The sequence below is a fragment of the Bradyrhizobium sp. SZCCHNR1015 genome, from assembly GCF_032489875.1.
Classification (GTDB): Bacteria; Pseudomonadota; Alphaproteobacteria; order Rhizobiales; family Xanthobacteraceae; genus Bradyrhizobium.
The window spans coordinates 181668-202949 of record NZ_JAUEYW010000014.1; the positions used below are offsets into that span (position 1 = coordinate 181668).

Consider the following 21282-nt stretch of genomic DNA (forward strand, 5'->3'; position numbering starts at 1 on the left):
TTTGCGTTATCTCGGCAAGCGAGAACTGACCAACGCGAGCCTGACATCATGGACGTCAACCGCCGCAACCTGCTCGGGACTTCAGCGGCCGCCGCTGCCGCCGTGCTGGCGCTGCCGAGTGAACCGGCGCAGGCTGTCCCGCTGATCTCCACGCTCGGCCGCGACGCCACCCAATTTGGCGTCAAGCCCAACAGCCCGGATGACCAGACCCGTGCCCTGCAGCGCGCGATCGACGAGGCGGCGCGGGCGCAGGCGCCGCTGGCGCTGCCGCCGGGCACCTACCGGACCTCGATGCTCAGGCTCGCCAAAGGCAGCCAGTTGGTCGGCGTCCGCGGCGCCACGAAGCTCGTGTTCACCGGCGGCGGCCCGTCGCTGCTCTCGGCAGAAGGCGCCGATGGCCTCGGTATCAGCGGCATCGCGCTCGACGGCGGCGGCATCGCCCTGCCCCAGCGGCGCGGCCTGCTTCACGTTGCAGCCGGCAACGATGTCAGGGTCCAGGACTGCAAGGTCACGCGCTCCGGCGGCAGCGGCATCTGGCTCGAGCAGGTCTCCGGCGATGTCAGCGGCAACGTCCTGACCGACGTCGCCGTCACCGCGATCGTGTCGTTCGATGCCCTCGGCCTGATCGTGTCGCGCAACACCATCAAGGGCACGCGCGACAACGGCATCGAGATCCTGCGCACCGCGATCGGCGACGACGGCACCATGGTGCTCGACAACTTCATCGCGGACATCAAGGCCGGCCCCGGCGGCTCGGGCCAGTACGGCAATGCCATCAACGCCTTTCGCGCCGGCAACGTCATCATCAGTGGCAACCGCATCAGGAATTGCGACTACTCGGCGGTGCGCGGCAACTCGGCCTCGAACATCCAGATCGTCGGCAACAGCGTCAGCGACGTGCGCGAGGTCGCGCTCTACTCGGAGTTCGCGTTCGAAGGTGCCGTGATTTCGGGCAATACGGTGGACGGCGCCGCCTTCGGCGTCTCCGTCTGCAACTTCAACGAAGGCGGCCGCATCGCCGTGGTCCAGGGCAACATCATCCGCAACCTGATCCCGAAGCGACCGATCGGCACAGCGCCTGACGACGATGCCGGCATCGGCATCTATGTCGAGGCGGACTCCGCGGTGACCGGCAACGTGGTCGAGAACGCGCCGTCCTACGGCATCGTCGCCGGCTGGGGCCGCTATCTCCGTGACGTCGTGATCTCCGGCAACGTCATTCGCAATGCGCTGGCGGGCGTCGGCGTGTCGGTCGTCCCAGGCGCGGGCACGGCCATGGTCAGCAACAACATGATCTCCGGCACGCCGCGCGGCGCCGTGATCGGGCTCGATCACATCAAGCCGGTCACCTCGGACCTGACGCAGGACGGCGCGCAGCACTTTGCGCAGCTGACCGTCAACGGCAACGCCGTCACACGATGAGAAACTAGTACGCGACCGCCAGCGCCGGATAGCGGCGCTCGATGGCGTCGAGATCGACAACGGGCTCGTCATACTCCGCATCGGATTCGATGCCGATGCTCAAGGCCTGCTCCAGCGCCGACATGTCGATACGCGGCGCCGCGAGGGTCAGTTCCGCGGCGAGGTCGTCTGCGGCGACATGGTCCGGTTCGATAACCTCATGGGGCTCCAGATCCTCTGTGCCGAGTTCGACCTCGGACTCGACGATGATCTCGGACGCCGCGAGGATGGTTTCGAGCGAGCGCGGCAGCGCGATCGGCCGGTGCTCGTGCGGATGGACGTCAATGGGGCGGCGCGCGATCGGCTCCGGCTCGGCGAGACGCACGGGAGCCGGTGGCGCGGCCAACACCGGGACCGGCCTCTGACTCGGCACGATGCTCACCCTCTCGGGTTCGGCGCGGGACAGGGCCTGCCAGGTCTGCACCGCAGCCTTGGCGTGCCGGAGATCGTCGAGAAACGACTGCTCGGTGTAGTAGCGGCGCCAGCGGCCGCTATCGAACAGCTCGGTGAGATGGTCGAGGCGCCGTTCGGCAAGCGCGCACCAGCGCGCAGCCAGTTCGCGGCTACAAGCCACGTCCGGTCGATGTGTCATAGGGGAGCCCGTGAGAGAAGGGGACGGACGCACTCGGCACGAATCAACGCAACGTGACGTGAATATTTTGTGGAAAAGGTTAACAAAGTCTAGCTAATGCCATGTTGTTTGGCGGCCAAACCGTAGTCGTGCGGAAATTTTGTCCGTGTTTTTTCGGGCTTTGGCCAGGCGCGGCAATACGAACGCGACCAACGGCATCCCTAAACAACCCAAAGATGTTCCCCTCAGGGGCGCGAGACACTGCCGGATATCGACGTTGCCGGGCTTCGACCTCGCTCAAAAATGAAAGACCCGTCCGGGGGGACAACCGGACGGGTCGAGCCATATTGGCGCTTGGGGTGGATGGGCGCTCGCGCCGTATATAGCCTTGGGGAGGGGATCACCGCTCCCACATGCTTTCTGTCGTGACCGCCCCGCTGCACGTTCAAAGCGAGCAGGAGAATTTCGGAACGTTCACGAAAACGTTGGCGTCATTGCTGCGCGGGCCGAAGCGCATCGCCGGCCGGAGATGCTTCGGTCACCGCGGCCGGGCGCAACTCGCGGGCCGGTGCCGGCTCCGCTTGCAGCCCCGCGGACGGCGCCGCAGCAGCAGGCGCATCCTGCGGCGAGACCACGGCCTGGACCGCCGCGAGGGCGTCCGCCTCCCCTGCTCCGAACAGATCGTCACGTCCGGGCGTGCCGAGATCGCGCGCGGTGCGCGTCAGCACGGTCCGCACCGTCTCGGGCTTCAGCGCCGGATTGCGCTCCAGCACCAGCGCCGCAAGCCCGCTGACATAGGCCGCGGAAAACGAGGTGCCCGAGATGATCTGATATTTGCCATCCGGCGCCGGCAGGAATATCCCGGCGCCGGGCGCGGCCAGCGCGATGTAGTTGCCGCGGTTCGACGCCGGCAGCAGCTGGTCCCTGTCGTCGGTGGCGCTGACGGCGATGACGTTCGGATTGCCCGCGGGATAGAGCGGCGGCGACTTGGCGCCGGCATTGCCGGCGGCCGCGACCATCACGACGCCCTTGGCAGCGACGGCCGCGATCGCGCGCTCGATCACCGCATCCTTCGGGCCGGCGAAGCTCATGTTGACGATCTGGGCGCCGTGCAGGGCCGCGTAGTCCAGCGCCTTCAGGATCACGTAGGAGCTGCTTTCCGGCCCGCCGCCTTTCTTGGCCATGCCGAAGGCGCGGATGGCGATGATGCGTGCATAGGGCGCGCTACCCATCAACCGCTTGTGCGACACGATCACGCCGGCGATACCGGTGCCATGCACATCCGGCCCCTCGTCGCCGCCGAGCGCGTCGAACACGTCGAACGACGCGTCGGCGAATTCGGGGTGCCTGAGATCGACCCCGGAATCGATCACAGCGATGGTGACGTTGGAGCCCTGGGCCAGCCTGTGCGCTTCCGGCAGCCGCAGCTTCGCCAGCGCGTATTGCGCCGGATCGCCCTCGACGGGGGCTGCGTTCTGCTGCTGCAGCGTATAGCGGTAGTTCGGCTGCACCGAACGCACCCTGGCATCTGCCGCGAGCGCACGGCTGACCGCCTGCACCGAGCGGCGATCGGTGATCCTGAACAGACCGATGGTGGCGCCGATCAGCGGAAAGCGCTGCGAGCCGATGCGCTGCAGGCCATGGCGACGCGCCAGCGCGTCGGCCTGGTCGGTCGAGAGAGAGTCATCGATTTCGGCGACGATCTCGTTGGCGATGGTCCGCAGATCGACCGCGGCCGCAGCCTTCGGCTCGCGCCGCTGCGTCACCTTGGCGGAGCTGCCCTTGTCCGATTTTCCCTGGGTTCGCCGGCCCTGCCCGTGCCCCGTCGCCGACGGGCGGTCGAGACATTCGCCCGAGGCGCTGCGATCCACCGGGTCGCAGGACGCCTGCAGGTGCGGTGCCAATCGCGCATTGGGCAAGATTGGGCGCAGGGCCATCCCGGTGGGCGGCGGCGCACGCATCGCGGTGCCCGGGTTGATGCTCGGCACCCGGCTCGGAATGTTGATATTGGGCGAGCGCATCATCGCCTGAGCGTGGGCGCTGAGATCGCCAATCGCGAAGGCAGGCAATGCGACGGCAATCAGCATCGCGACCGACCTGGCGAAGTTGAGCGGCGAAGTGGACGACATGGGAGCCTCCGAATGAATTTCGGACGGCGCGGGCCTATTGCGCGGCCACCGCGAGGCTGACGATCTTTTCCCGCGCCAGACGGCCGATCAGGCTGTCGGCCTCAGCCTTCGACAACGGCCGGTCGCCGAGTTGCAGCTTGAACAGGCCGCCCTTGGCGCCCTCGACGATCGAGGCCTGATAGTTGTCGAGCAACGCCGAGATGTCGGCCATGCGCGCCTCCGGCGCGAACCGCACCAGTGCATAGGCTGGCGCGGTCGATCCGGCGATCTGCGGTCCAAGGCCGCGGATCAGCGGTGCGGCCGGGGCAGGTGCTTCGGCCATCCGCGAACGCGTCATGCTCTCGGGCGCCCGATCCGCCGGGGCCGGCGCCGCGGCGCTCGGCGGCGCGGCCATCGGCTTGCTCGCGGGCTCGGGCGCTGCGGTCTTGTCCTGGACCGAGGCGGTCTGATAGGTCGCGGTCTGCGAGCGCATCAGCACGGCGCCGATCACGCCGGCCTGCGCCAGCACCAGCAGCGCGCCGAGGCTGACGGTCCACGCCAAGGTCCGCGGCGACAGGCTGTCGAAGAAATCCATCAGCCGCGCGCTGAAGCCGCGCGGCGCGGCAGGCTTCTGCACCGGATCCGCCTCGATCGCCGCGAACAGCTTCTGCATCGCACGCATCGACGGCGCGCCGAGGCTTTCGTTCAGCGCGATGGTCTCGGCATATTCCTTCTGGATTTCCGCATACTGCCTGGCGAGATCGGCATCGGTGGCGAGAGCCTCCTCGACCCTGCGCATGTCGCGCGCATTCAGCGTGCCGGCGGCATACCACGGCAGCAGGAGTTCGATCTCTCCGGGCTCTTGCTCCAGCATCTTGCTCAAAGCCATCATGGCCAGCCTCTCTCAATGCCGGCCGCTTTCAGGAGTTCGGCCAATTTCTTGCGCGCATAGAACAGGCGCGTCTTGACGGTGTTCTCCGGAATTCCGACGATCTCGGCCACCTCCTCCACGGACTTCTCGTGGTAGTAGACGAGATCGACGATCTCCCGGTGATCAGGCGAAAGCGCCGTCAGGCACTTGCGCAATGCTTCGCCGGTATTCTTCTTCTGGACCGCGACCTCCGGATCGTCGGACGTATCCTCGATCGCGTTCGCGGCCTCGTCTTCCAGCTCAACGTCCTTCCGGCGCCGAAGTGCCGACAGGGCCTTGAACCGCGTGATCGCCAGGAGCCAGGTGGAGACGGCAGAACGGCCTTCGAACTTGCCGGCCTGACGCCACACGTCGAGAAAGACCTCGCTGATGAGGTCTTCCGCGACCTGCTCGTCCCGCACGAGCCGGAGCCCGAAACGGTACACCCTGACATGGTGCCGTCCGTACAGCACCTGCATGGCGAGCCGGTCGCCTTGAGCGATCCGGGCAATCAGGGTTTCATCTGACGCCGCTGCTGTCACGCTCAATGGCCGTCTCGCAAGATTGGTCTGGAGGATTGACGTCGCGGTTCGAACACAACCGCAAAAATCTTCAAAATACCGGAAAGATACGTCCCGAAATGTGAGTTGGCGCACAGACTTGCAGATTTCGCTGCAGCGCCCAGGTCGATCGCGACCAGCGGGTTCCCGCCTACCATGTTCCGCCCGTTCCCGCCAACTACCCGCCCTGAAAGCCGTAGATTCCCCGTCGCAGCACCACGGCGGCGGCCTCTTCGTCCATGCCCATAGATACCAAAGTTAAATGCTTTCCCACGTAGATATTAAGCCAACGACGAAGAATCGCGAGCACATGGGCACGACGGCACCGCCTTTTCCCAGTCCTGATATCGCTGAGGCCGGGGACGCGCAGCCGTCTCCGTCCAGCGACCTGCGCGCGCGTCGAGCCGGACGGCGCCGGCAGATGCTGGCGCTGGTCGCCGGATGCTACCTGATCGATGCCGTCATCCTGCTGATCTACGCCCAGGCGGGAACCGTCCCGGTCACGATCGCGCCAGCCTACGCAGCGATCGGCATTCTCACCGTCGCGCTGTGGACCGTCCTGTCGGAGAGCGGTTTCAACGACCGTTTCCGCGACCACTACCTCGTGGTGCCGCAATCGCTCGCCAGCATGATGCTCACGGTCGCGTTCTGCTACATCGCGCCCGAAGTCAGCATCCTGTTCCTATGCACGCTGTACATCGTCGTCGCCTTTGCCTCGCTGCGGGCGACGCCGCGCCAGAGCGCGATCTGCTGGACGTTCCTCGCGATCGGCCTGGCGGGATTGTTCCTGCTCACCGACAAGCCGCTCGGCATGCCGCACGGCAGCGGCCTCGAGCGGCTCGCGACGCTGCTGGTCTTCCTGCTCACCATCGCCTGCTGCATGTTCCTCGGCATCTTCTCCAGCGCGCTGCGCGAGACGCTGTACCAGCGCGGACAGAAGCTCAAGGAAGCCTATCGCCGCATCGAGGAGCTGGCCGAGCTCGACGAGCTCACCGGCGCGCTGAACCGGCACTCGATCATGCATGTGCTGGACGAGGAGATGGCGCAGGCGCAGCAGGGCGGCCAGCCTTGCTCGGTGGTGCTGATCGATCTCGACTGGTTCAAACGCATCAACGACACGCATGGCCATCCGACCGGCGACGATGTGCTGCGCACCTTCGCCATCACCATCTTCGCCAACATTCGCGGCAGCGACCGCTTCGGCCGCTACGGCGGCGAGGAATTCCTGCTGGTGCTGCCGGGCGCGCCGGCCGACGCCGCGGCGCGGCTCGCCGAACGATTGCGCCAGATCATCGCCGGCCTCGACTGGAGCGCGTTTTCGACCGGCCTGCAGGTCACGTTCTCGGCCGGCGTGGCCACCCCGCGCGGCGACGAGACCGCCGATTCGCTGCTCGCCCGGGCCGATCGTGCGCTCTACGACTCGAAGGCGCAGGGCCGCAATCGCGTCACCAGCGCCTGCGCCATCCCGGCATGACCCCGAAACCCGCCCCGAACGAAAGCCTGCTCGACGAGCTCGAGGACACGCTCGCGCACGGCACCGTCGCCCGGCGGGTCGAGACCCTGCGCAAGGTGACGGACCTGTTCGTCGACGGCGCGAGGGACTTCGCCGATGATCAGGTCGCGCTGTTCGACGACGTGTTCGAATGCCTGGTCGAGCACATCGAGATCTCGGCCCGCGCCCTGCTCGCGCGGCGGCTGGCGCCGCTGGCGTCGGCGCCGCCGCGGACGCTGCACCGGCTGGCCGATGACGACGCCATCGATGTCGCAGGTCCCGTGCTGTCGAAGTCCGACCGGCTCGATGAGGCCGCGCTGATCCGCACAGCCGAGACCAAGAGCCAGGCGCATCTGCTCGCGATCTCGCTCCGGCGCGTGCTCAGCCGCGCCGTCACCGACATCCTGCTCAGGCGCGGCAACGACGAGGTCGTTCACAGCACCGTCAGCAATCCCGGCGCCGACGTCTCGGAGGCCAGCCTCGACACGCTGGTCGATCGCGCCGCGCTGGACGAAAACCTCGCCGCCTGCCTCGCCATGCGGCCCAATCTGCCGCGCCACCTCTATCTGAAGCTGGTCGCCAAGGCGTCGGCCACGGTCCGCACGCGGCTCGAGGCGGCAAATCCGAAGCTCGCGCAGGAGGTCCCCTCGGCAGTGCGCATGGCGGGCCGGCGGGCGCGATCGAGCGCGGTGGCGCTGACCAGCCAGACCGAGATCGCGCACGCGCTGGTGCGCTCGCTGCATGCCGAGGGCCGGCTCGACGACCGTCTCGTCGTGCAGTTCACCGAGCAGCGCAAGTTCGACGAGGCCAATGCGGCGCTTGCGGCCATGGCCAACGTGCCGGTCGCGGTCGCCGAGAGCATCATGATCGAAAGCCGCGCCGAGGGCGTCATGATCCTCGCCAAGGTCGCAGGCCTGTCATGGCCGACGGTGAAGTCGATCATCCTGATGCGCGATGAGCTCGCCACCACCGCGATCGCCGATCTCGACGCCTGCAAGGCCACCTATGAACGGCTCCGGCGGTCCACCGCGCAGCAGGTGCTGCGCTTCCATCGCGTGCAGGACGCCGCGACGCCGGTGCAGGCGTAGCGCGCTCAATAGCGCAGCACCCTCGCGCCGATGAGCGCGCCGAGCCCGGCCACGATCAGCGCCGCCACCGTGTACCAGGTGGCCACGAACAGCGGCGAATCGTCGGTGCAATGCGCGGCATAGAGCGTCGCCGCGATGCCCGCCGAGACCAGCCCGGCGATCGCGCCGGTCATCGCCGGACGCGACGGCGCGCCATGGCGCAGGCCGAACAGCGCCGCGCCCAGCAGCGGCAGCGACAGCACGGGGATGGCGCTCATGCACACCATCGAATTGTGGCCGACCAGCCGCGCCATCATCGGCGTGCGCTGCGGCAGCATCATCTCCGCCGCCATGCCGCCGACGAGGACCACGATCGGCGCGATCAGGAGCCAGCTCAAGCCCTGCAGCGAGGCCTCGGGGCGCGACAGGTGCAGGCTGATGATCAGCGCCGGGATCGCCAGCGCCGTGGTGACGACGAACTTCAGGTCGAAGAACGGATTGCGCACCGCGAGCCAGATGTCCGGCCGCACGCCGAGGCCGATGAGCAGCATCGCGGTCGAGACCGGCGTTGCCGCCATCAGGGCCAGCGCCAGGACGATGCCGACCGGCTGCGCGCGTTGCGCATTGTCGGCCGCGAGGGTGCGGATGAGCTGATCGGTGTCCATGGTCAGGTATCCCGTAGCTTGGCCGTGAGGCTTGCGAGTGCCCGGTGCAGCGCCACCCGCACCGCGCCCTCGCTCATCGAAAACTTTTCCGCGGTCTGCTTGATCGAGGCGGCCTCGACCGCGATCGACTGCAGCACGTCGCGCTGACGCTGCGGCAACGTCTTCAGCTGCGCCTCGACCTCGCCGGCCGAGACGGTGGGTGCCGGCGGCTCGTCGGCCAGCGTCTCCGAGAAATCGTCGATGTCGACGAACACCCGGCGGCCGCGCCGGCGCAGCATGTCGATCAGCTTGTTGCGCGCGATCGCGAACAGCCAGGGCGCGAACGGCGCATCGACGTCCCAGGTGTGCCGCTTGAGATGAACCGCCAACAGAATTTCCTGCACGATGTCCTCGGCCTGGTCGGGGGGCTGGCCGGCGCGCGCCAGCCCGCGCCGTGATGCTGCGCGCAACACCGGCGTGACCGCCCTCAGCAGGCGATGATAGGCCTCGTCGTCACCGGCGACGGCCTGGCGCATCCAGCCCGTCCACTCGTCGTCACGCTCCCGCAATTCCGCTCCACCCCCAGCAATTCGCCCGAATCGTCAGCTTGTTACTCTCGCGGCATAATGATCACTAATTCGTGATGCGGACATTGGCCTCGGAAGCATCCGAGTTACGCCACACCGAGAGCACGCCACCGGGCAAGTCTTGGAACAGTTCCTTGGAGCCGCTCCATAGCACCGAATCGAAAGGTGCATGATCAGGTTTAATGGGCCGCGTCGCAAAGTGCGGCGCCGCCCAGCTTTTGCCGTGAGCGGCAGGAAGATACCCATTTTCTGCCCCGTTCTCGACATCTGTCGGGGTCTCACTCCGGCTTGGGCTGGCGGGATGGGGAGAAGCCGACGATGACGATCCAAGCCAGTGGACGTTCAGCATTGATCATTGCCGCCGCGTTCGTTCTGGGCCTCGTTGGCACTGGATTGGCGCGCGCGGCCGAACAGCAGAGCTACAGTCCGTTCCTGCCGGTGGGGGCCGAGAGCGCCCCGGCAGCGAAGCAGGACGGATTCCCGGCGCCGATGCCGGCCGAGGCCCAGGCTCAGGCCGCGCCTGCCGCGGAATCGGCCGACGCCGCGCCGAGCGATGCGCCGGCGGCCTCGGACGTCACCGTGAACATGGTCACGGTCAGCAATGACGACAGCTCCGGCTGGGACAAGGCCTCGATCATCGGCAAGATCTTCATCGCCTGCGGCACCCTGCTCACCCTGGGCTCGGCGGCGCGGATGTTCATGATCTGAGGCGCCGCGCGGCGCCCCACCTACTTGATGCGTAACGATCCAGCGGGCACATTGCCCGCTGTTTTGATTTGCGGGGTGGGATCATGAGCGTTTACGAGCACATCATCGTCGAAGGCAAAGGCGCGGTCGGAATCATCACCCTGAACCGGCCGAAGATGCTCAACGCGCTGTCGTTCGGCGTCTTCCGCGAGATCGCCGCAGCCGTCGACGATCTCGAGGCCGACGATGCCATCGGCTGCATCGTGATCACCGGCAGCGAGAAGGCGTTCGCCGCCGGCGCCGACATCAAGGAGATGCAGCCCAAGAGCTTCATCGACATGTTCTCGAGCGACTTCACCGCGATCGGCGGCGACCGCGTCGCGCGCTGCCGCAAGCCGACGATCGCTGCGGTTTCGGGCTATGCGCTCGGCGGCGGCTGCGAGCTCGCGATGATGTGCGACTTCATCATCGCCGCCGACACCGCCAAATTCGGCCAGCCCGAGATCACGCTCGGCACCATCCCGGGCATTGGCGGCACCCAGCGCCTGACGCGCGCGATCGGCAAGGCCAAGGCGATGGACCTCTGCCTCACCGGCCGCATGATGGATGCGGCCGAGGCCGAACGCTCCGGCCTCGTCAGCCGCATCGTGCCGGCCGACAAATTGATGGACGAGGTGATGGCCGCGGCGGAGAAGATCGCATCGATGTCGCGCCCGGCTGCGGCGATGGCCAAGGAGGCCGTCAACCGCGCCTTCGAGACCCCGCTGTCCGAAGGCATGAATGTCGAGCGCAACCTGTTCCACGCCACCTTCGCGCTGGAAGACCGCGCCGAGGGCATGGCCGCGTTCATCGAGAAGCGCAAGCCGGTGAACAAGAACCGGTGAGATTGGCAGTGCGCTCAGTTCGACTGAGTTGATATTTTTCGAAGTCAGTTCATCGATAGCCGTGGACGCGGTGCGCTCCCTCACCCCGTTCTTCACGGGGTGAGCGTTGGGATGAGGGCAGACGCTCGGGAAGCGTACGTCGTTGGACCTGTCCCCCCTCACCCGAATGGCATCCGCGATGCCATTCGACCTCCCCCCGCAAGCGGCGCGAGGTAGACCGAGCGAGCCGCGAGTTACTCGCATATCACCGACGCGATTCGCGGTGCGCCCGTGCGCTGTCGTCCGCGCACGCCCACCCACCGGCCTACCGCACGACCGTCGCGCAAGCGCCTGACAAACGGCCTGTGGCGAGAGCGCCACAACAAACCATGGAAAAGCCCGCCGGATTCCATATCCGCGGTTTGTGTGTGGCCGCCATCCGCCGTAAACAGGTAAACAACTGGTTAAGACAGTGAGACGCGGCGGAGTCGGATGGTGGGTCGAGCCAAACAATTTGGCGTCGGCAAGGTGCATGCGCGGCGGTTCGGCCTCGGCCTGACCGTGGCCGCCGGCTTTGTCGTCGCCTGCTCGCCCGCGCGCGCCGAGGATCTCGCGGCCGCGCTCGTCAAAGCCTATCAGACCAACCCGGCGCTGAACGCCGAGCGCGCGCGCCAGCGCGCCACCGACGAGAACGTGCCGCAGGCGCTCGCCGGCTATCGCCCGCAACTGATCGCGAGCCTCGGTGCCGGCCTGCAGGCCGTGCGCAATCTGCTGCCCGGCAACACGATCCAGACCGCGACATTGAAGCCCTGGACCATCGGCGTGACCGTGACGCAGACCCTGTTCAACGGCTTCCGCACCGCCAACAGCGTGCGCATGGCCGAGTTGCAGGTGCAGTCGGGCCGCGAGGCGCTGCGCAATGTCGGTCAGGGCGTGCTGCTCGACGCCGTCACGGCCTACACCAACGTGCTCGCCAACCAGTCGCTGGTCGAGGCGCAGCGCTCCAACGTCGCCTTCCTGCGCGAGACGCTCTCCGTCACGCAGCGCCGCCTCAATGCCGGCGACGTCACGCCGACCGACGCCTCGCAGGCCGAGGCGCGGCTGGCGCGCGGCCAGTCCGACCTCAACGCCGCCGAGGTCAACCTCGCCATCAGCCAGGCGACCTATGCCCAGGTCATCGGCATGGCGCCGGGCCAGCTGCGCGCGGCCGACCCGATCGATCGCCTGCTGCCGCGCAGCCGCGAGGACGCGATTGCGCTTGGCAACAAGGAAAATCCGGCGGTGGCTGCGGCGAGCTTCGACGTCGACGTGGCCTCGACCTCGATCAAGGTCGCCGAGGGCGCGCTGCTGCCGACCGTGACCCTGCAAGGCAATGTCAGCCGCAGCCGCGATTCGGATCAGACGCTCGGCACCTTCGGCACCGACCAGGCCTCGATCGTCGGCAGCGTCACCGCGCCGATCTATGACGGCGGCACCGCCGCGTCGCAGACCCGCCAGAGCAAGGAGCTCGCGGCGCAGAGCCGCCTCGTGCTAGACCAGGTCCGCAACCAGGCCCGCACCGCGGCGGTCAGCGCCTGGGTCGCCAATGAAGGCGCCAAGGTCGCCGTCAGCGCCTCAGAGGCCGAGGTGAAGGCCGCCACCGTCGCGCTGCAGGGCGTCTCGCGCGAGGCCCAGGGCGGCCAGCGCACCACCGTCGACGTGCTCAACTCGCAGGCCGATCTGATCCAGGCCAAGGCGCGGCTGATCGGCGCGCAGCGCGACCGCGTCATCGCCTCCTACACGCTGCTCAGCGCGGTCGGCCGGCTCGACGTCAAGAACCTCAATCTGAATACGCCGGACTATCTGCCCGAGGTTCACTACCATCAGGTGCGCGACGCCTGGCACGGCCTGCGCACGCCGTCGGGACAGTAGAGCTCCCTCACCGCCGGTGCCGCAGCCGGTCTTTCGGACCGCGAGGCCACGCGCGAGACCTGGAACACCTGCTCGATTCCGTCCACACTCTGCGCCGGACCCAGGCGGAGGCGCGCATGCTGTTCATGGTGATCGAGCGTTTCAAGGACCGCGATCCGATTCCCGTCTACCGTCGCGTTCGCGACCCCGGCATCACCTTTCCCGACGGGCTGAAATATCTCGGCAGCTGGATCGAGCCGAGTTTCGACCGCTGCTTCCAACTGATGGAATGCAACGACGCCCGCCTGCTGCAGCAATGGATCCTGTCCAACGCCCGCAACACCGGCATGACCTTCGAGATCGTCCCGGTGGTCACCAGCGCGGAGACGCGCGAGGTGGTGGCGCCGTTCCTGGATGAGAGTTGAGTCGCGCGACGATGCTCGACGTCCTGACGCAGATGCTCGCCGTCTGCCTGATCTCCTATGCGATCGCGGTGCTAATGCCATCGTGGCGGGCGCTGCTGGCGGCAACGCTGCTGCTCGCGCTGGCGACAATGATCGGCGGCCTGCGAGAATGGTGGACGCTGGAGCAAGGCAGCTGCAGCCGCGCGTGTACGCTCGAAGATCTGCTCGACATCCCGATGCTGCCGATCGCTAGAGCGGGCTTCATCACCGGAGCGATCGTCCGGGCGCTCACATTCCTGCCGCAGGCCCGCGGCCTGTCGCCGCGCGCCATCGTCACGATCTGTATTGCCGGGGGCGCATTTGCGCTCGCTGTGGCCTTGTTCGCGCCGAGCCTCGTCTGGTGGCGGCCGCTGCGAATCTTCTAGGCACGGCGACAGAGTCGTTCATTGCTGCGGCGAATTGCGATGGCCTACACTGCGTCTCGCGCGAACGTCAGACGCCGAGGCGGTTTCGCCGCATCTGGTCGGCTGGCAGAAACGAAAGGCTGGTATGGTGGACTGGTTCGAACGACTGACCGGCTTCAAGGAAACCGACTATGCCTCGACGCGCGCCAGACTGGTCTGCAAAGACGGACGGCTGACGTCTCTGGTCAATGGCAAGAGCTACCAGACCGGGCGGCTGGAGCTTCCGAAATTGTCGGAGCTCCGGACCAGGGTCCAAGACTCGGCCTGTCGAACCGGGCGGCTCGGCGTGAGTCTCGTCAGCGGCGATGTCCGCACCCTTCATCTGGTCCCGGAGTTCGCCGGCGCGCTGTTCCAGGTCGCCTCGCAGTTCAATCTGCTGGAGATGATCGGCCCCCACGCGACCCCGGAAGACGGCGTGACGATCTACCAGCATGACCCGACGCAGGGGCCGGCCTGCGCGATCGCCGCCGGCGCCGCAACGATCTACCGCAACTACTTTGCCCCGGTCGGCGGTGAATCGGGCCAGACCCGCGACCGTCAGCTCGACGCGCTCGCAGATGTCGGGGCGGCTCTGAAGTCCCGTCTATCCCGCGGCGGCGAGCTTTGGGCGATGACGAACGGGTACGCCCTGTGCACGCGGACCGGACTCGAGACCATCACGGCCATCCTCGACGCAAGCGATGGCGATGAGATCGACGCATTGCGCGGACACCTTCGGATCGGCCTGCATTCCGACGTCGAGCTGACCGACGCGGGCGAGCCCCGACCGACAGTGTCGCAGGCCTTCTGCTCCGCGCTCCCCGTGGCCTACTGTTCCCCTGCCCCCCGATATTGGCAGACATTCTCCCGCCTGATCCTCGAGGCCAGCTACGAGGCAACGATCTGGGCGGCGGTCCTCAACGCGACACGCGGCTCGAACATTGCCCTGCTCACCAGCGTCGGCGGCGGCGCGTTCGGCAATGAGGAGAGCTGGATCGAGGACGCGCTGCGCCGCGCGCTGCTGCTGGCGTCCAGCTTCGACCTCGACGTCAGGCTCGTCAGCTATGATCGCCCGACCGAGACATTCCTGCGGCTTCAGGACGAGTTCGGCCGCTGAGCCATGCCGTGAGCACGGCACAGCTCGACGCCCTACCCCTCGAACGCAAACAGCTCGATCGGGTCGTTGAAGCCGCGCACCGGGTATTCGCCGACGCGTTCGAGCGCGAACGGGCCTTCGACGAGTTCGGCGAAGGCGCGCGACATCAGCACGGGACGACCGACCTGCTTGGTCAGCGCCTCCATGCGCGAGGCCATGTTGACCGCGGGTCCGATCACCGTGAAATCCAGCCGCGTGCGCGAGCCGATGTTGCCGTACATGACGTCGCCGACGTGGATGCCGATGCCGTAGCGCAGCGGCGCACGGCCGCCTTCCGCATGCCGCGCGTTGAGCTCCGCCATCGCCTGCCTGGCGCCGGTGACCGCGTGCAGCAGGTTCTCGCAGGCGCCGGGCTGGCTAAGCGGAAAGATGGCGAGCAGGCCGTCGCCGATGAACTTCAGGATCTCGCCTCCATGCTCTGTGATCGGCTCGACCATCGCGTCGAAATAGCCGTTGAGGAGATCGATCACGTCGTCGCGCGGCCAATTGTCGGAGATCTTGGTGAAGTCGCGGAGATCGCAGATCATGATCGCGGCGCTCACGGTCTCGCCGCTGCCGCGTCGGGTCGCGCCGGCCAGCACCATCTCGCCGGCATGCGGCCCGACATAGGTCTCGAGCAGGGTGCGCGCCAGCCGGTTCTTGATGCGGATCTCGCTGACCAGCGCCAGCACCGGCAGCAGCCGCTTCAGGGCGCCGATCTCGGCATGATCGAAGCCACCGCGCTGGTCGGTCGCGAAGGTCACGCAGTGGCGCTTGCCGAGCGTGTGAAAGATCGGCCAGGCGACATAGTCGGTCAGCCCCTGCGCGCGCATGTCGTCATAGATGCCATGCTGCCGGCCGAGCGCGGGATCACGCGCCAGGTTTTCGCGGATCTCGTCGGCGCCGTTGTAGACCTCGCTCACCGGGCTGCCGATGAACTCGGAACGCGAGCCGACGTCATAGTCGACGCGATTGATCTCGGAGCTCTCCATCCCGTCGCTCCACAGGATGCGCGCGCCGAGCCATTGCGGATGGTTGATCTGCACGTGCAGCGACGCGCGCTTCACCGGGATTCCGGCGCGCTGCAGGCGGATGCACATCTGCGCGAAGATGTTGTCGATGAAGCGTTCGTCGCGGGTGCCGCTGGTGAGCCAGTCCACGACCTCGTCGCCCAGGCGCTGGCCGGCGGCGAGACGGACGTCGGTTGCGGTCATGGCGGTCTCCTGGGCCGGCGCGGCAATGCCAGGGAGATGTCGTGTCGCAGCGCAAAAGAGTCAACCGATACCAACGCATCGCGCCCCTACCCCGATGGTCAGGCCCACCAGGTTCGGCGTCGGCAAAGGACGGCTCATCGTCTCAGCCCAGCGAGGGACGGATGCTGCACATCCGCCCCTCGCCTGACAGGCTTCTCAGAAATGCACCACCGTCCGCAGGCCGAGCACCACCGCATTGCCGGTCTTCAGGCCGGCGGCGTTGAAGCCGCGTCCGCCCGGATTGATGACATACTGGGCGTCGAACTTCAGGTTCATCCAGCCGGTCGCCTGCCAGCCATACCAGGCTTCGATCGGCACTTCGTTGCCGCCTGCATTCGGCGTCAGCGCCGCCGAGTTGACATGCGTGGTGCCGACCGCGAAGCCGACCTCGTCGTCGGGACGGAACGAGAAGGTGCCGGTGTGCTTGACGCCCCAGGAGATCTGGTAATCCTGATAGGACGTGCGGTGATCGGCCACGCTGGTGTTGAGGAAGGTGTACCAGCCCTGCGCCTTCGGACCCTCGACGGTCAGCCGCTGCAGGATCGATTCGTAGAAGCCGTAGCGGCCGCGCTGGCTGCTGAGGTTCTGATCGCCCACGCCGGGACCGCCGGCGTAGACCCCGGTGATGCCGGGCAGACCGCCGTCGATGGTCGAAGCGCTGTCATACCAGCCGCCGAAGCGCCAGGTGCCGTTGAGCGGACCGCTCGGCTCCCACACCACTTCCACCGGCACCAGGACGCCCGAGGCCGGATTGGAGCGCGCGATGCCCGGCGCCAGGTAGACGCCGGCGTCCGACGTCGTCAGGTAGTTCGGATTGGCATCGTAGACGCCGACCGACAGCTTCCACTCCTTGGTGAAGTTGTAGTGCACGACGCCGGCCCACTGGCTGACCGGCCAGTTGTAGATGTAGCCGCCCTGGATGTTGCCGGGCTGGCCGCCGCAGAAGGTCAGGTTGATGAACTCGCACTGGCCGAAGAAGAAGTCGGAGCCGACCGGCAGCCGGCCGCCCTTGAGCACGAGGCGGTCGTCGAACAGCTTCTGCTGATAGTAGAACTCGGTGAGGCGCAGGATGTTGCCGCGGCCGAACACCTCGTTGGTCAGCTGCAGCGCCGGAATGCCGGCTTCGCTGTTGAGATTCTTGCCGAAGCGGTCGACCAGCGTCACGCCGATCAGGCCGCCCTGGATGCCGGCGAGCTTGGCCATGTCGAACTTGGCCTCGAACCACAATTGCCCGGCATTGGCCGCGGTGTTGCGCGAGCCGCCCGACAGGTTGGTGACGGCCTCGTCGCCCAGCGTGAGCGCGAGCGAGATGCCCTGCTCCTTCAGCCTGGTCCGGCCGAGATCACCGAACAGATATGGCCGCGTCCAGAAATCATCGACACCGGCATAGGGAACCGGCGGCGCCTTCATCGGCAGATCGGCAGCGAGCGCACCGCCGCCCAACAAACAAGACAAAGCAACCCCTACGCCGCACATGCGTGCGGTCGTCGCAAACCCACTCATTTTTCCTGCTCCTCGCAGCGTCCCCAGGCTCTGGCTGTTGTTCTGTCGCGTCCGGCCCAGAGCCTCCGTCCCGGCACGCGCTTCCCCACGGCTCAATCCCGGCCGCCGCCCATTCGAGGAGCGCATTCGTCAACCTGAGATTGGAAGGCGATCCTAGCAAGCGCCGAGGTGCCTTTGAATAGTCATATTATATTGGGGAGTCGGTATAACCGTAAGTGTGACATGAGTGTCACATGCCGCATTACGGAATATTGTGTTCCGCGCCGTTGCGGCTATCGAGATGCGTCGGACGCACGACAAGGCAACCAATTTGGAGAACCGTGGCGTGGCTGTTGACCTGCGCCTTTCAGCTCGCATGAGATCACGCCCAAGCTGGACGAGACTTGCTGCATGAAAGTGTCAGACCCCGATTTGTCAGAAGCGCGCTGGGCCAGCCTCCTCGGCGGCTATCGCGTTCCCTACGACCCGCGCCCAGCCCTGCAACGCCTCGAAGGTGGCGATAGCTCAGCCTGGGACGAACTCTGGAATGAGCTGCACCACCAAGGTGACGTCGGCGAAGCATCCTTCGCCGCCGTACCCGGTCTGGTCCGAATTCGCGAGCGCCGCGGTGTTGCCGACTGGCAGACCTACACGATGATCGCGATCATCGAGCTTGCGCGAGACGGCTCTCGCAATCCGGCGATGCCGGCTGACCTGCGCGAGAGCTACGAAGCGGCGTGGGGCCAGTTGCTCCACATGGCACTCCGCGACCTCGCGACGGCGCAGGATGCCGACGTTGTCAGCCAACTCCTTGGCGTTATAGCGATCGCGCGCGGCCAACGCGCGCTGGGACGCATTGCGATCGAATTCACGGAAGATGAACGGGCTGCAATGCTGGCCGGCGAATGGCCTCCATGAATCACAACGCGACCTCACGGGTAGAATCGCTTTAGGAAGGCATCGATCTCGTCGTCATCTGCCTGCCAGTCGGCGCCGCGCTCCATGTACATCAGCGCAAGTCCAAGCAGCTGCAGGGGGCTCTCGGCGACGAGTTGAAGCGTCCCCTTCGTTGCGCTCCAGAGTTCGCCGTCGCTCTCATAGCGACGATCGATTTCGTATCCGAGCTTGATCAGCGTCAGATATGCTGGAATTTCGGTGTTGCCTGCCGCCGCGATGGTTTGGGTAAACACGGAGTTCTCCAGTTCTGGATGGAGTCCCCGGCCTGCCGACTGCGTCAATCAAACAGACTGGATCTGATTTGGCACGCGTGGTGCACTACACCCCGGATCTCGACCACATCAACCGATATCGTGTAGTAGACGACATGCGCCTGGAATCGAAACCGTCGTAGCCCGCGCCGGAAGTCCTCGGCTGATTGACCTATGGCCGGGAAATCTGAGAGCAGCTCGAAGGTCCGGATCAGCCCGGACGCGTAGGCTTCCGCCTGATAAGCACCAAATTGCAGTTCGGCGTATTCGTAGATCTGAGCGAGTTGGATCGCGTGCTCGAATGGTGAGGCGATAGCTACCCACGGCGCGCAGCAACACGCTGCCGAGCAGCCGCGATGATGTCCTCAGCAGTCTCGGCAGTGAACGTCTCGCAATCAGGGTGCGCGAAGAACTCTTTGAAGCAAGCGATCTGCTCCTCGCGACTCAATGCCTGCCAATCCGCAAGCTCGGCTTCACTGGGCGGCAGCGCCGACGGGACGACCCGAGACTTGATTTGCGACATTGGTCATTTCCGAGAAAAGGGAGCCTAAGACATAAAGATAGCACCTCCCGGTGGAATTTGCGAGATCGGCCGCCATCTTCGACGAGGCATCGAGCTTGGCCGATTTGCCCGGCGGGCATTATCGCGCCGACGAAAGCACGGGACCATTCCTGATCACGGGTCAAAATCGCCTGCGTCAATGCTTCCATTTTCCCATCCCGTTCAGCCACATCTTTCGTTTCAAGAGCTTCGCGGAAAAATAAACCACTTCCGAAAATCAGCAAATCATGTCTATTCTATCCGCGTTCCGGTCCGGATGAGGGGCGTACGCGTCGTCACGAGACGTTGGGCCGGCAATGCGGTGGACGTGAGGGCATCAGCGCGCTTTCGGGTGCGGACGAATGATGCGCTCGCGGACGTGAAGTCGCGTGGTCCTGGCATCCCGATGCTGATGTCCCGCGCGATGCGCTTGAAGCGCATTGTCGCGAACGGTGGCCAACAAGCCCGGTGCACCGAGGAGATCGCGTATAAGCGTTAAAACCGCCGCGCAGGGAATGCCGGAGTGTTCGGCACCACCTGTGGTACCTGCCGCCTGCATTTTTTCCGCAGGCGGGCCATGGGTGAGGCCCTCACCCGGCATTCCCTGCGCCCTCATCGTCTTTCGAGGGTGAATGCTTTCCGCATCCCCCGGGCGCGACCGCGCCGCGGGACCGTGTGTGCACGCCCGGCTGTTTGACTGGTTGGAAGATGGGACGGGGGACTGCGAGCGATCCGGGAGCAGCGTCCTACGCGTCCGGCTGGTCGTCGTGCTCGGCCTGCGACAGCTCGGCGAGGGCAAGATCGCCGGAATCGGCCATGCGCGCCTTGGCGATGGTCCGGACATGCGCGGCGAGCGCCGGCATCCGCGCGATCAGCGCGTGGAAATCCTGCGCGTCGAGCACCAGCAGCCGGGTCTTGCGCGTCGCCGTCACGGTGCCCGAGCGTTTGGTCCGGTGCAGCAGCGCGATCTCGCCGAAGAAGGTGCCGTCGGCGAGCTTGACGCATTGCGTCGGCAGCTCGATCTCGACCTCACCCGTGGTGATGAAATACATCGAGGACGCCGGATCGCCACGCCGCACCAGCACCTCGCCGGCTTCGATCGTACGCGCACGCAACAGCCGCATGATGTCGGCGATTTCGGACGCCGAAAGATGCGAGAACAGCGGCACCCGCGCCAGCATGCCCCAGGTGACGACGAAATCGCGCCGCTTGATCTCCTCGGCGAACGCGGTGGAGATGATCGCGACCGGCAGCGCGATCATGGCAAAGCCCCAGATGATCGCGAACACCGTGATGATGCGGCCGAGCGGCGTCACCGGCACGACGTCGCCGTAGCCGACGGTGCCGAGCGTCACGATCGCCCACCACATCGCATGCGGGATGGTGCCGAACTTGTCGGGCTGGACATCGCGCTCGACCGCGTAGAGCAGCGAGGCGAACAGCAGCACCGCGCCGGCCAGGATGACGAGGCAGCCGATCAGGATGCGCCGCTCGGCCTGCACGGCGGACAAGAGCGAGCGCAGCGCCGGCGAATAGCGCACCAGCTTCAGGAACGGCAGCACGATGCACAGGGCTTCCAGCGTGCGATCGCCAAGCACCAGCGCGATGGACGCCGGCACGAAGGACAGGAGATCAATCAGGCCGAGCGCGGACAAGGCGTAGGCGAGCCGCTCGCGGTGCGGCGACTGGCGCCGCGGCATGTGCCCCGCCACGCTCCAGAGCCGAGCGACATACTCCGCGGCAAACACGATCAGCGAACAGACCTTGATCGCTCGCAGCAATCCGCCAATGGAAGCCGCGATGTCCGGGTCGGAGGCCAGCACCACCGCCAGCACGTCGAGCGTGATGACGAGCACGATGAACTGGACGATGCGCGAGCCGTGCGTGCTCGGCAGATGGTCGTGCTCGAGCAGCTCGTACAGCCGGTCGCGCAGATCGGGATCGCGAACGCTCTCGCCCGGCCCGAGCGTCGGCAC

22 protein-coding genes are annotated in these 21282 nt (G+C 66.4%); 10 read left to right on the forward strand and 12 right to left on the reverse strand.

The window, feature by feature from the left end; all coding sequences use genetic code 11:
• Positions 1 to 48 precede the first annotated feature (48 nt).
• Complete coding sequence (locus tag QX128_RS24025; protein WP_316238698.1) at positions 49 to 1422, forward strand: TIGR03808 family TAT-translocated repetitive protein; 1374 nt, start codon at positions 49 to 51, stop codon at positions 1420 to 1422.
• 4 nt (positions 1423 to 1426) lie between these two features.
• On the opposite strand, the gene QX128_RS24030 is transcribed toward QX128_RS24025, so the two are convergent.
• The 4 genes from QX128_RS24030 to QX128_RS24045 all read right to left on the reverse strand — a co-directional run bounded on the left by QX128_RS24030 (position 1427) and on the right by QX128_RS24045 (position 5598).
• Entirely contained in the window at positions 1427 to 2053 is a 627-nt protein-coding gene (locus QX128_RS24030; protein WP_316238699.1) for a TIGR03809 family protein, read from the reverse strand.
• Positions 2054 to 2523: 470 nt separating this feature from the next.
• Positions 2524 to 4161 carry a S8 family serine peptidase gene (locus tag QX128_RS24035; RefSeq protein ID WP_410053176.1) on the reverse strand — a complete coding sequence of 546 codons (1638 nt, stop codon included), beginning with the start codon at positions 4159 to 4161 and terminating at the stop codon, positions 2524 to 2526.
• A gap of 34 nt (positions 4162 to 4195) precedes the next feature.
• Positions 4196 to 5032 carry a hypothetical protein gene (locus tag QX128_RS24040; protein ID WP_316238700.1) on the reverse strand — a complete coding sequence of 279 codons (837 nt, stop codon included), beginning with the start codon at positions 5030 to 5032 and terminating at the stop codon, positions 4196 to 4198.
• On the reverse strand, positions 5029 to 5598 hold the full coding sequence (locus tag QX128_RS24045) for a sigma-70 family RNA polymerase sigma factor (protein ID WP_008961196.1): 570 nt from the start codon (positions 5596 to 5598) through the stop codon (positions 5029 to 5031). The genes QX128_RS24040 and QX128_RS24045 overlap by 4 nt, the downstream gene beginning before the upstream one ends.
• Positions 5599 to 5920: 322 nt before the next feature.
• On the opposite strand from QX128_RS24045, the gene QX128_RS24050 reads away from it, so the two are divergent.
• Together QX128_RS24050 and QX128_RS24055 are read left to right on the forward strand one after the other, a co-directional pair.
• Entirely contained in the window at positions 5921 to 7084 is a 1164-nt protein-coding gene (locus QX128_RS24050) for a GGDEF domain-containing protein (RefSeq protein ID WP_315804239.1), read from the forward strand.
• Complete coding sequence (locus QX128_RS24055; protein ID WP_316238701.1) at positions 7081 to 8190, forward strand: DUF2336 domain-containing protein; 1110 nt, start codon at positions 7081 to 7083, stop codon at positions 8188 to 8190. Before QX128_RS24050 ends, QX128_RS24055 begins: the two co-directional genes overlap by 4 nt.
• A 5-nt stretch (positions 8191 to 8195) precedes the next feature.
• Here QX128_RS24055 and QX128_RS24060 read toward each other — a convergent pair whose 3' ends face one another.
• Both QX128_RS24060 and QX128_RS24065 read right to left on the reverse strand, forming a co-directional pair.
• The gene (locus QX128_RS24060) at positions 8196 to 8834 is read right to left on the reverse strand and encodes a DUF1109 domain-containing protein (RefSeq protein WP_316238702.1); all 639 of its coding nucleotides are present in this window, start codon (positions 8832 to 8834) and stop codon (positions 8196 to 8198) included.
• Positions 8835 to 8836: 2 nt separating this feature from the next.
• Entirely contained in the window at positions 8837 to 9382 is a 546-nt protein-coding gene (locus tag QX128_RS24065; protein WP_315804242.1) for a sigma-70 family RNA polymerase sigma factor, read from the reverse strand.
• Positions 9383 to 9718: 336 nt separating this feature from the next.
• On the opposite strand from QX128_RS24065, the gene QX128_RS24070 reads away from it, so the two are divergent.
• The 6 genes from QX128_RS24070 (at position 9719) to QX128_RS24095 (ending at position 14804) form a co-directional block, all read left to right on the forward strand.
• Positions 9719 to 10108 carry a hypothetical protein gene (locus tag QX128_RS24070; protein ID WP_315804243.1) on the forward strand — a complete coding sequence of 130 codons (390 nt, stop codon included), beginning with the start codon at positions 9719 to 9721 and terminating at the stop codon, positions 10106 to 10108.
• Positions 10109 to 10191: 83 nt separating this feature from the next.
• The gene (locus QX128_RS24075; RefSeq protein WP_315804244.1) at positions 10192 to 10971 is read left to right on the forward strand and encodes an enoyl-CoA hydratase; all 780 of its coding nucleotides are present in this window, start codon (positions 10192 to 10194) and stop codon (positions 10969 to 10971) included.
• A gap of 471 nt (positions 10972 to 11442) precedes the next feature.
• Complete coding sequence (locus tag QX128_RS24080; protein ID WP_315804245.1) at positions 11443 to 12861, forward strand: TolC family outer membrane protein; 1419 nt, start codon at positions 11443 to 11445, stop codon at positions 12859 to 12861.
• Positions 12862 to 12977: 116 nt separating this feature from the next.
• Positions 12978 to 13265, forward strand: coding sequence for a DUF3303 domain-containing protein (locus QX128_RS24085; RefSeq protein WP_316238703.1), 288 nt, complete (start codon positions 12978 to 12980; stop codon positions 13263 to 13265).
• Positions 13262 to 13669, forward strand: a complete 408-nt coding sequence (locus QX128_RS24090) for a hypothetical protein (RefSeq protein WP_316238704.1) — start codon at positions 13262 to 13264, stop codon at positions 13667 to 13669. The genes QX128_RS24085 and QX128_RS24090 overlap by 4 nt, the downstream gene beginning before the upstream one ends.
• Positions 13605 to 14804, forward strand: coding sequence for a hypothetical protein (locus QX128_RS24095; RefSeq protein ID WP_316238705.1), 1200 nt, complete (start codon positions 13605 to 13607; stop codon positions 14802 to 14804). Before QX128_RS24090 ends, QX128_RS24095 begins: the two co-directional genes overlap by 65 nt.
• A 32-nt stretch (positions 14805 to 14836) precedes the next feature.
• Here QX128_RS24095 and QX128_RS24100 read toward each other — a convergent pair whose 3' ends face one another.
• Positions 14837 to 16036, reverse strand: coding sequence for an adenylate/guanylate cyclase domain-containing protein (locus QX128_RS24100; RefSeq protein WP_316182526.1), 1200 nt, complete (start codon positions 16034 to 16036; stop codon positions 14837 to 14839).
• 195 nt (positions 16037 to 16231) lie between these two features.
• Positions 16232 to 17578 (reverse strand): carbohydrate porin, encoded by a 1347-nt coding sequence (locus QX128_RS24105; protein ID WP_316182525.1) that lies wholly within the window; start codon positions 17576 to 17578, stop codon positions 16232 to 16234.
• A 390-nt stretch (positions 17579 to 17968) separates the two neighbouring features.
• On the opposite strand from QX128_RS24105, the gene QX128_RS24110 reads away from it, so the two are divergent.
• Positions 17969 to 18475, forward strand: a complete 507-nt coding sequence (locus tag QX128_RS24110; protein WP_316238706.1) for a hypothetical protein — start codon at positions 17969 to 17971, stop codon at positions 18473 to 18475.
• Between the two features lie 14 nt (positions 18476 to 18489).
• Here QX128_RS24110 and QX128_RS24115 read toward each other — a convergent pair whose 3' ends face one another.
• The 4 genes from QX128_RS24115 to QX128_RS24130 form a co-directional block, all read right to left on the reverse strand.
• Positions 18490 to 18795, reverse strand: coding sequence for a hypothetical protein (locus QX128_RS24115; protein WP_316238707.1), 306 nt, complete (start codon positions 18793 to 18795; stop codon positions 18490 to 18492).
• On the reverse strand, positions 18792 to 19079 hold the full coding sequence (locus QX128_RS24120; RefSeq protein WP_316238747.1) for a type II toxin-antitoxin system RelE/ParE family toxin: 288 nt from the start codon (positions 19077 to 19079) through the stop codon (positions 18792 to 18794). Before QX128_RS24120 ends, QX128_RS24115 begins: the two co-directional genes overlap by 4 nt.
• A gap of 2 nt (positions 19080 to 19081) precedes the next feature.
• Positions 19082 to 19288: a hypothetical protein gene (locus QX128_RS24125; protein WP_316238708.1), complete on the reverse strand. Its 207-nt coding sequence runs from the start codon at positions 19286 to 19288 to the stop codon at positions 19082 to 19084.
• 764 nt (positions 19289 to 20052) lie between these two features.
• On the reverse strand, positions 20053 to 21282 hold the full coding sequence (locus QX128_RS24130) for a cyclic nucleotide-gated ion channel (RefSeq protein WP_316238709.1): 1230 nt from the start codon (positions 21280 to 21282) through the stop codon (positions 20053 to 20055).

Bases quoted from the DNA above. Each gene is read 5' to 3' on its own strand.
- QX128_RS24055 (WP_316238701.1), top strand. From the start codon at position 7,081: ATGACCCCGAAACCCGCCCCGAACGAAAGCCTGCTCGACGAGCTCGAG.
- QX128_RS24050 (WP_315804239.1), top strand. From the start codon at position 5,921: ATGGGCACGACGGCACCGCCTTTTCCCAGTCCTGATATCGCTGAGGCC.
- QX128_RS24085 (WP_316238703.1), top strand. From the start codon at position 12,978: ATGCTGTTCATGGTGATCGAGCGTTTCAAGGACCGCGATCCGATTCCC.
- QX128_RS24100 (WP_316182526.1), bottom strand. From the start codon at position 16,036: ATGACCGCAACCGACGTCCGTCTCGCCGCCGGCCAGCGCCTGGGCGAC.
- QX128_RS24075 (WP_315804244.1), top strand. From the start codon at position 10,192: ATGAGCGTTTACGAGCACATCATCGTCGAAGGCAAAGGCGCGGTCGGA.
- QX128_RS24030 (WP_316238699.1), bottom strand. From the start codon at position 2,053: ATGACACATCGACCGGACGTGGCTTGTAGCCGCGAACTGGCTGCGCGC.
- QX128_RS24105 (WP_316182525.1), bottom strand. From the start codon at position 17,578: ATGAGTGGGTTTGCGACGACCGCACGCATGTGCGGCGTAGGGGTTGCT.
- QX128_RS24125 (WP_316238708.1), bottom strand. From the start codon at position 19,288: ATGTCGCAAATCAAGTCTCGGGTCGTCCCGTCGGCGCTGCCGCCCAGT.
- QX128_RS24035 (WP_410053176.1), bottom strand. From the start codon at position 4,161: ATGTCGTCCACTTCGCCGCTCAACTTCGCCAGGTCGGTCGCGATGCTG.
- QX128_RS24025 (WP_316238698.1), top strand. From the start codon at position 49: ATGGACGTCAACCGCCGCAACCTGCTCGGGACTTCAGCGGCCGCCGCT.
- QX128_RS24070 (WP_315804243.1), top strand. From the start codon at position 9,719: ATGACGATCCAAGCCAGTGGACGTTCAGCATTGATCATTGCCGCCGCG.
- QX128_RS24110 (WP_316238706.1), top strand. From the start codon at position 17,969: ATGAAAGTGTCAGACCCCGATTTGTCAGAAGCGCGCTGGGCCAGCCTC.
- QX128_RS24040 (WP_316238700.1), bottom strand. From the start codon at position 5,032: ATGATGGCTTTGAGCAAGATGCTGGAGCAAGAGCCCGGAGAGATCGAA.
- QX128_RS24080 (WP_315804245.1), top strand. From the start codon at position 11,443: ATGGTGGGTCGAGCCAAACAATTTGGCGTCGGCAAGGTGCATGCGCGG.
- QX128_RS24060 (WP_316238702.1), bottom strand. From the start codon at position 8,834: ATGGACACCGATCAGCTCATCCGCACCCTCGCGGCCGACAATGCGCAA.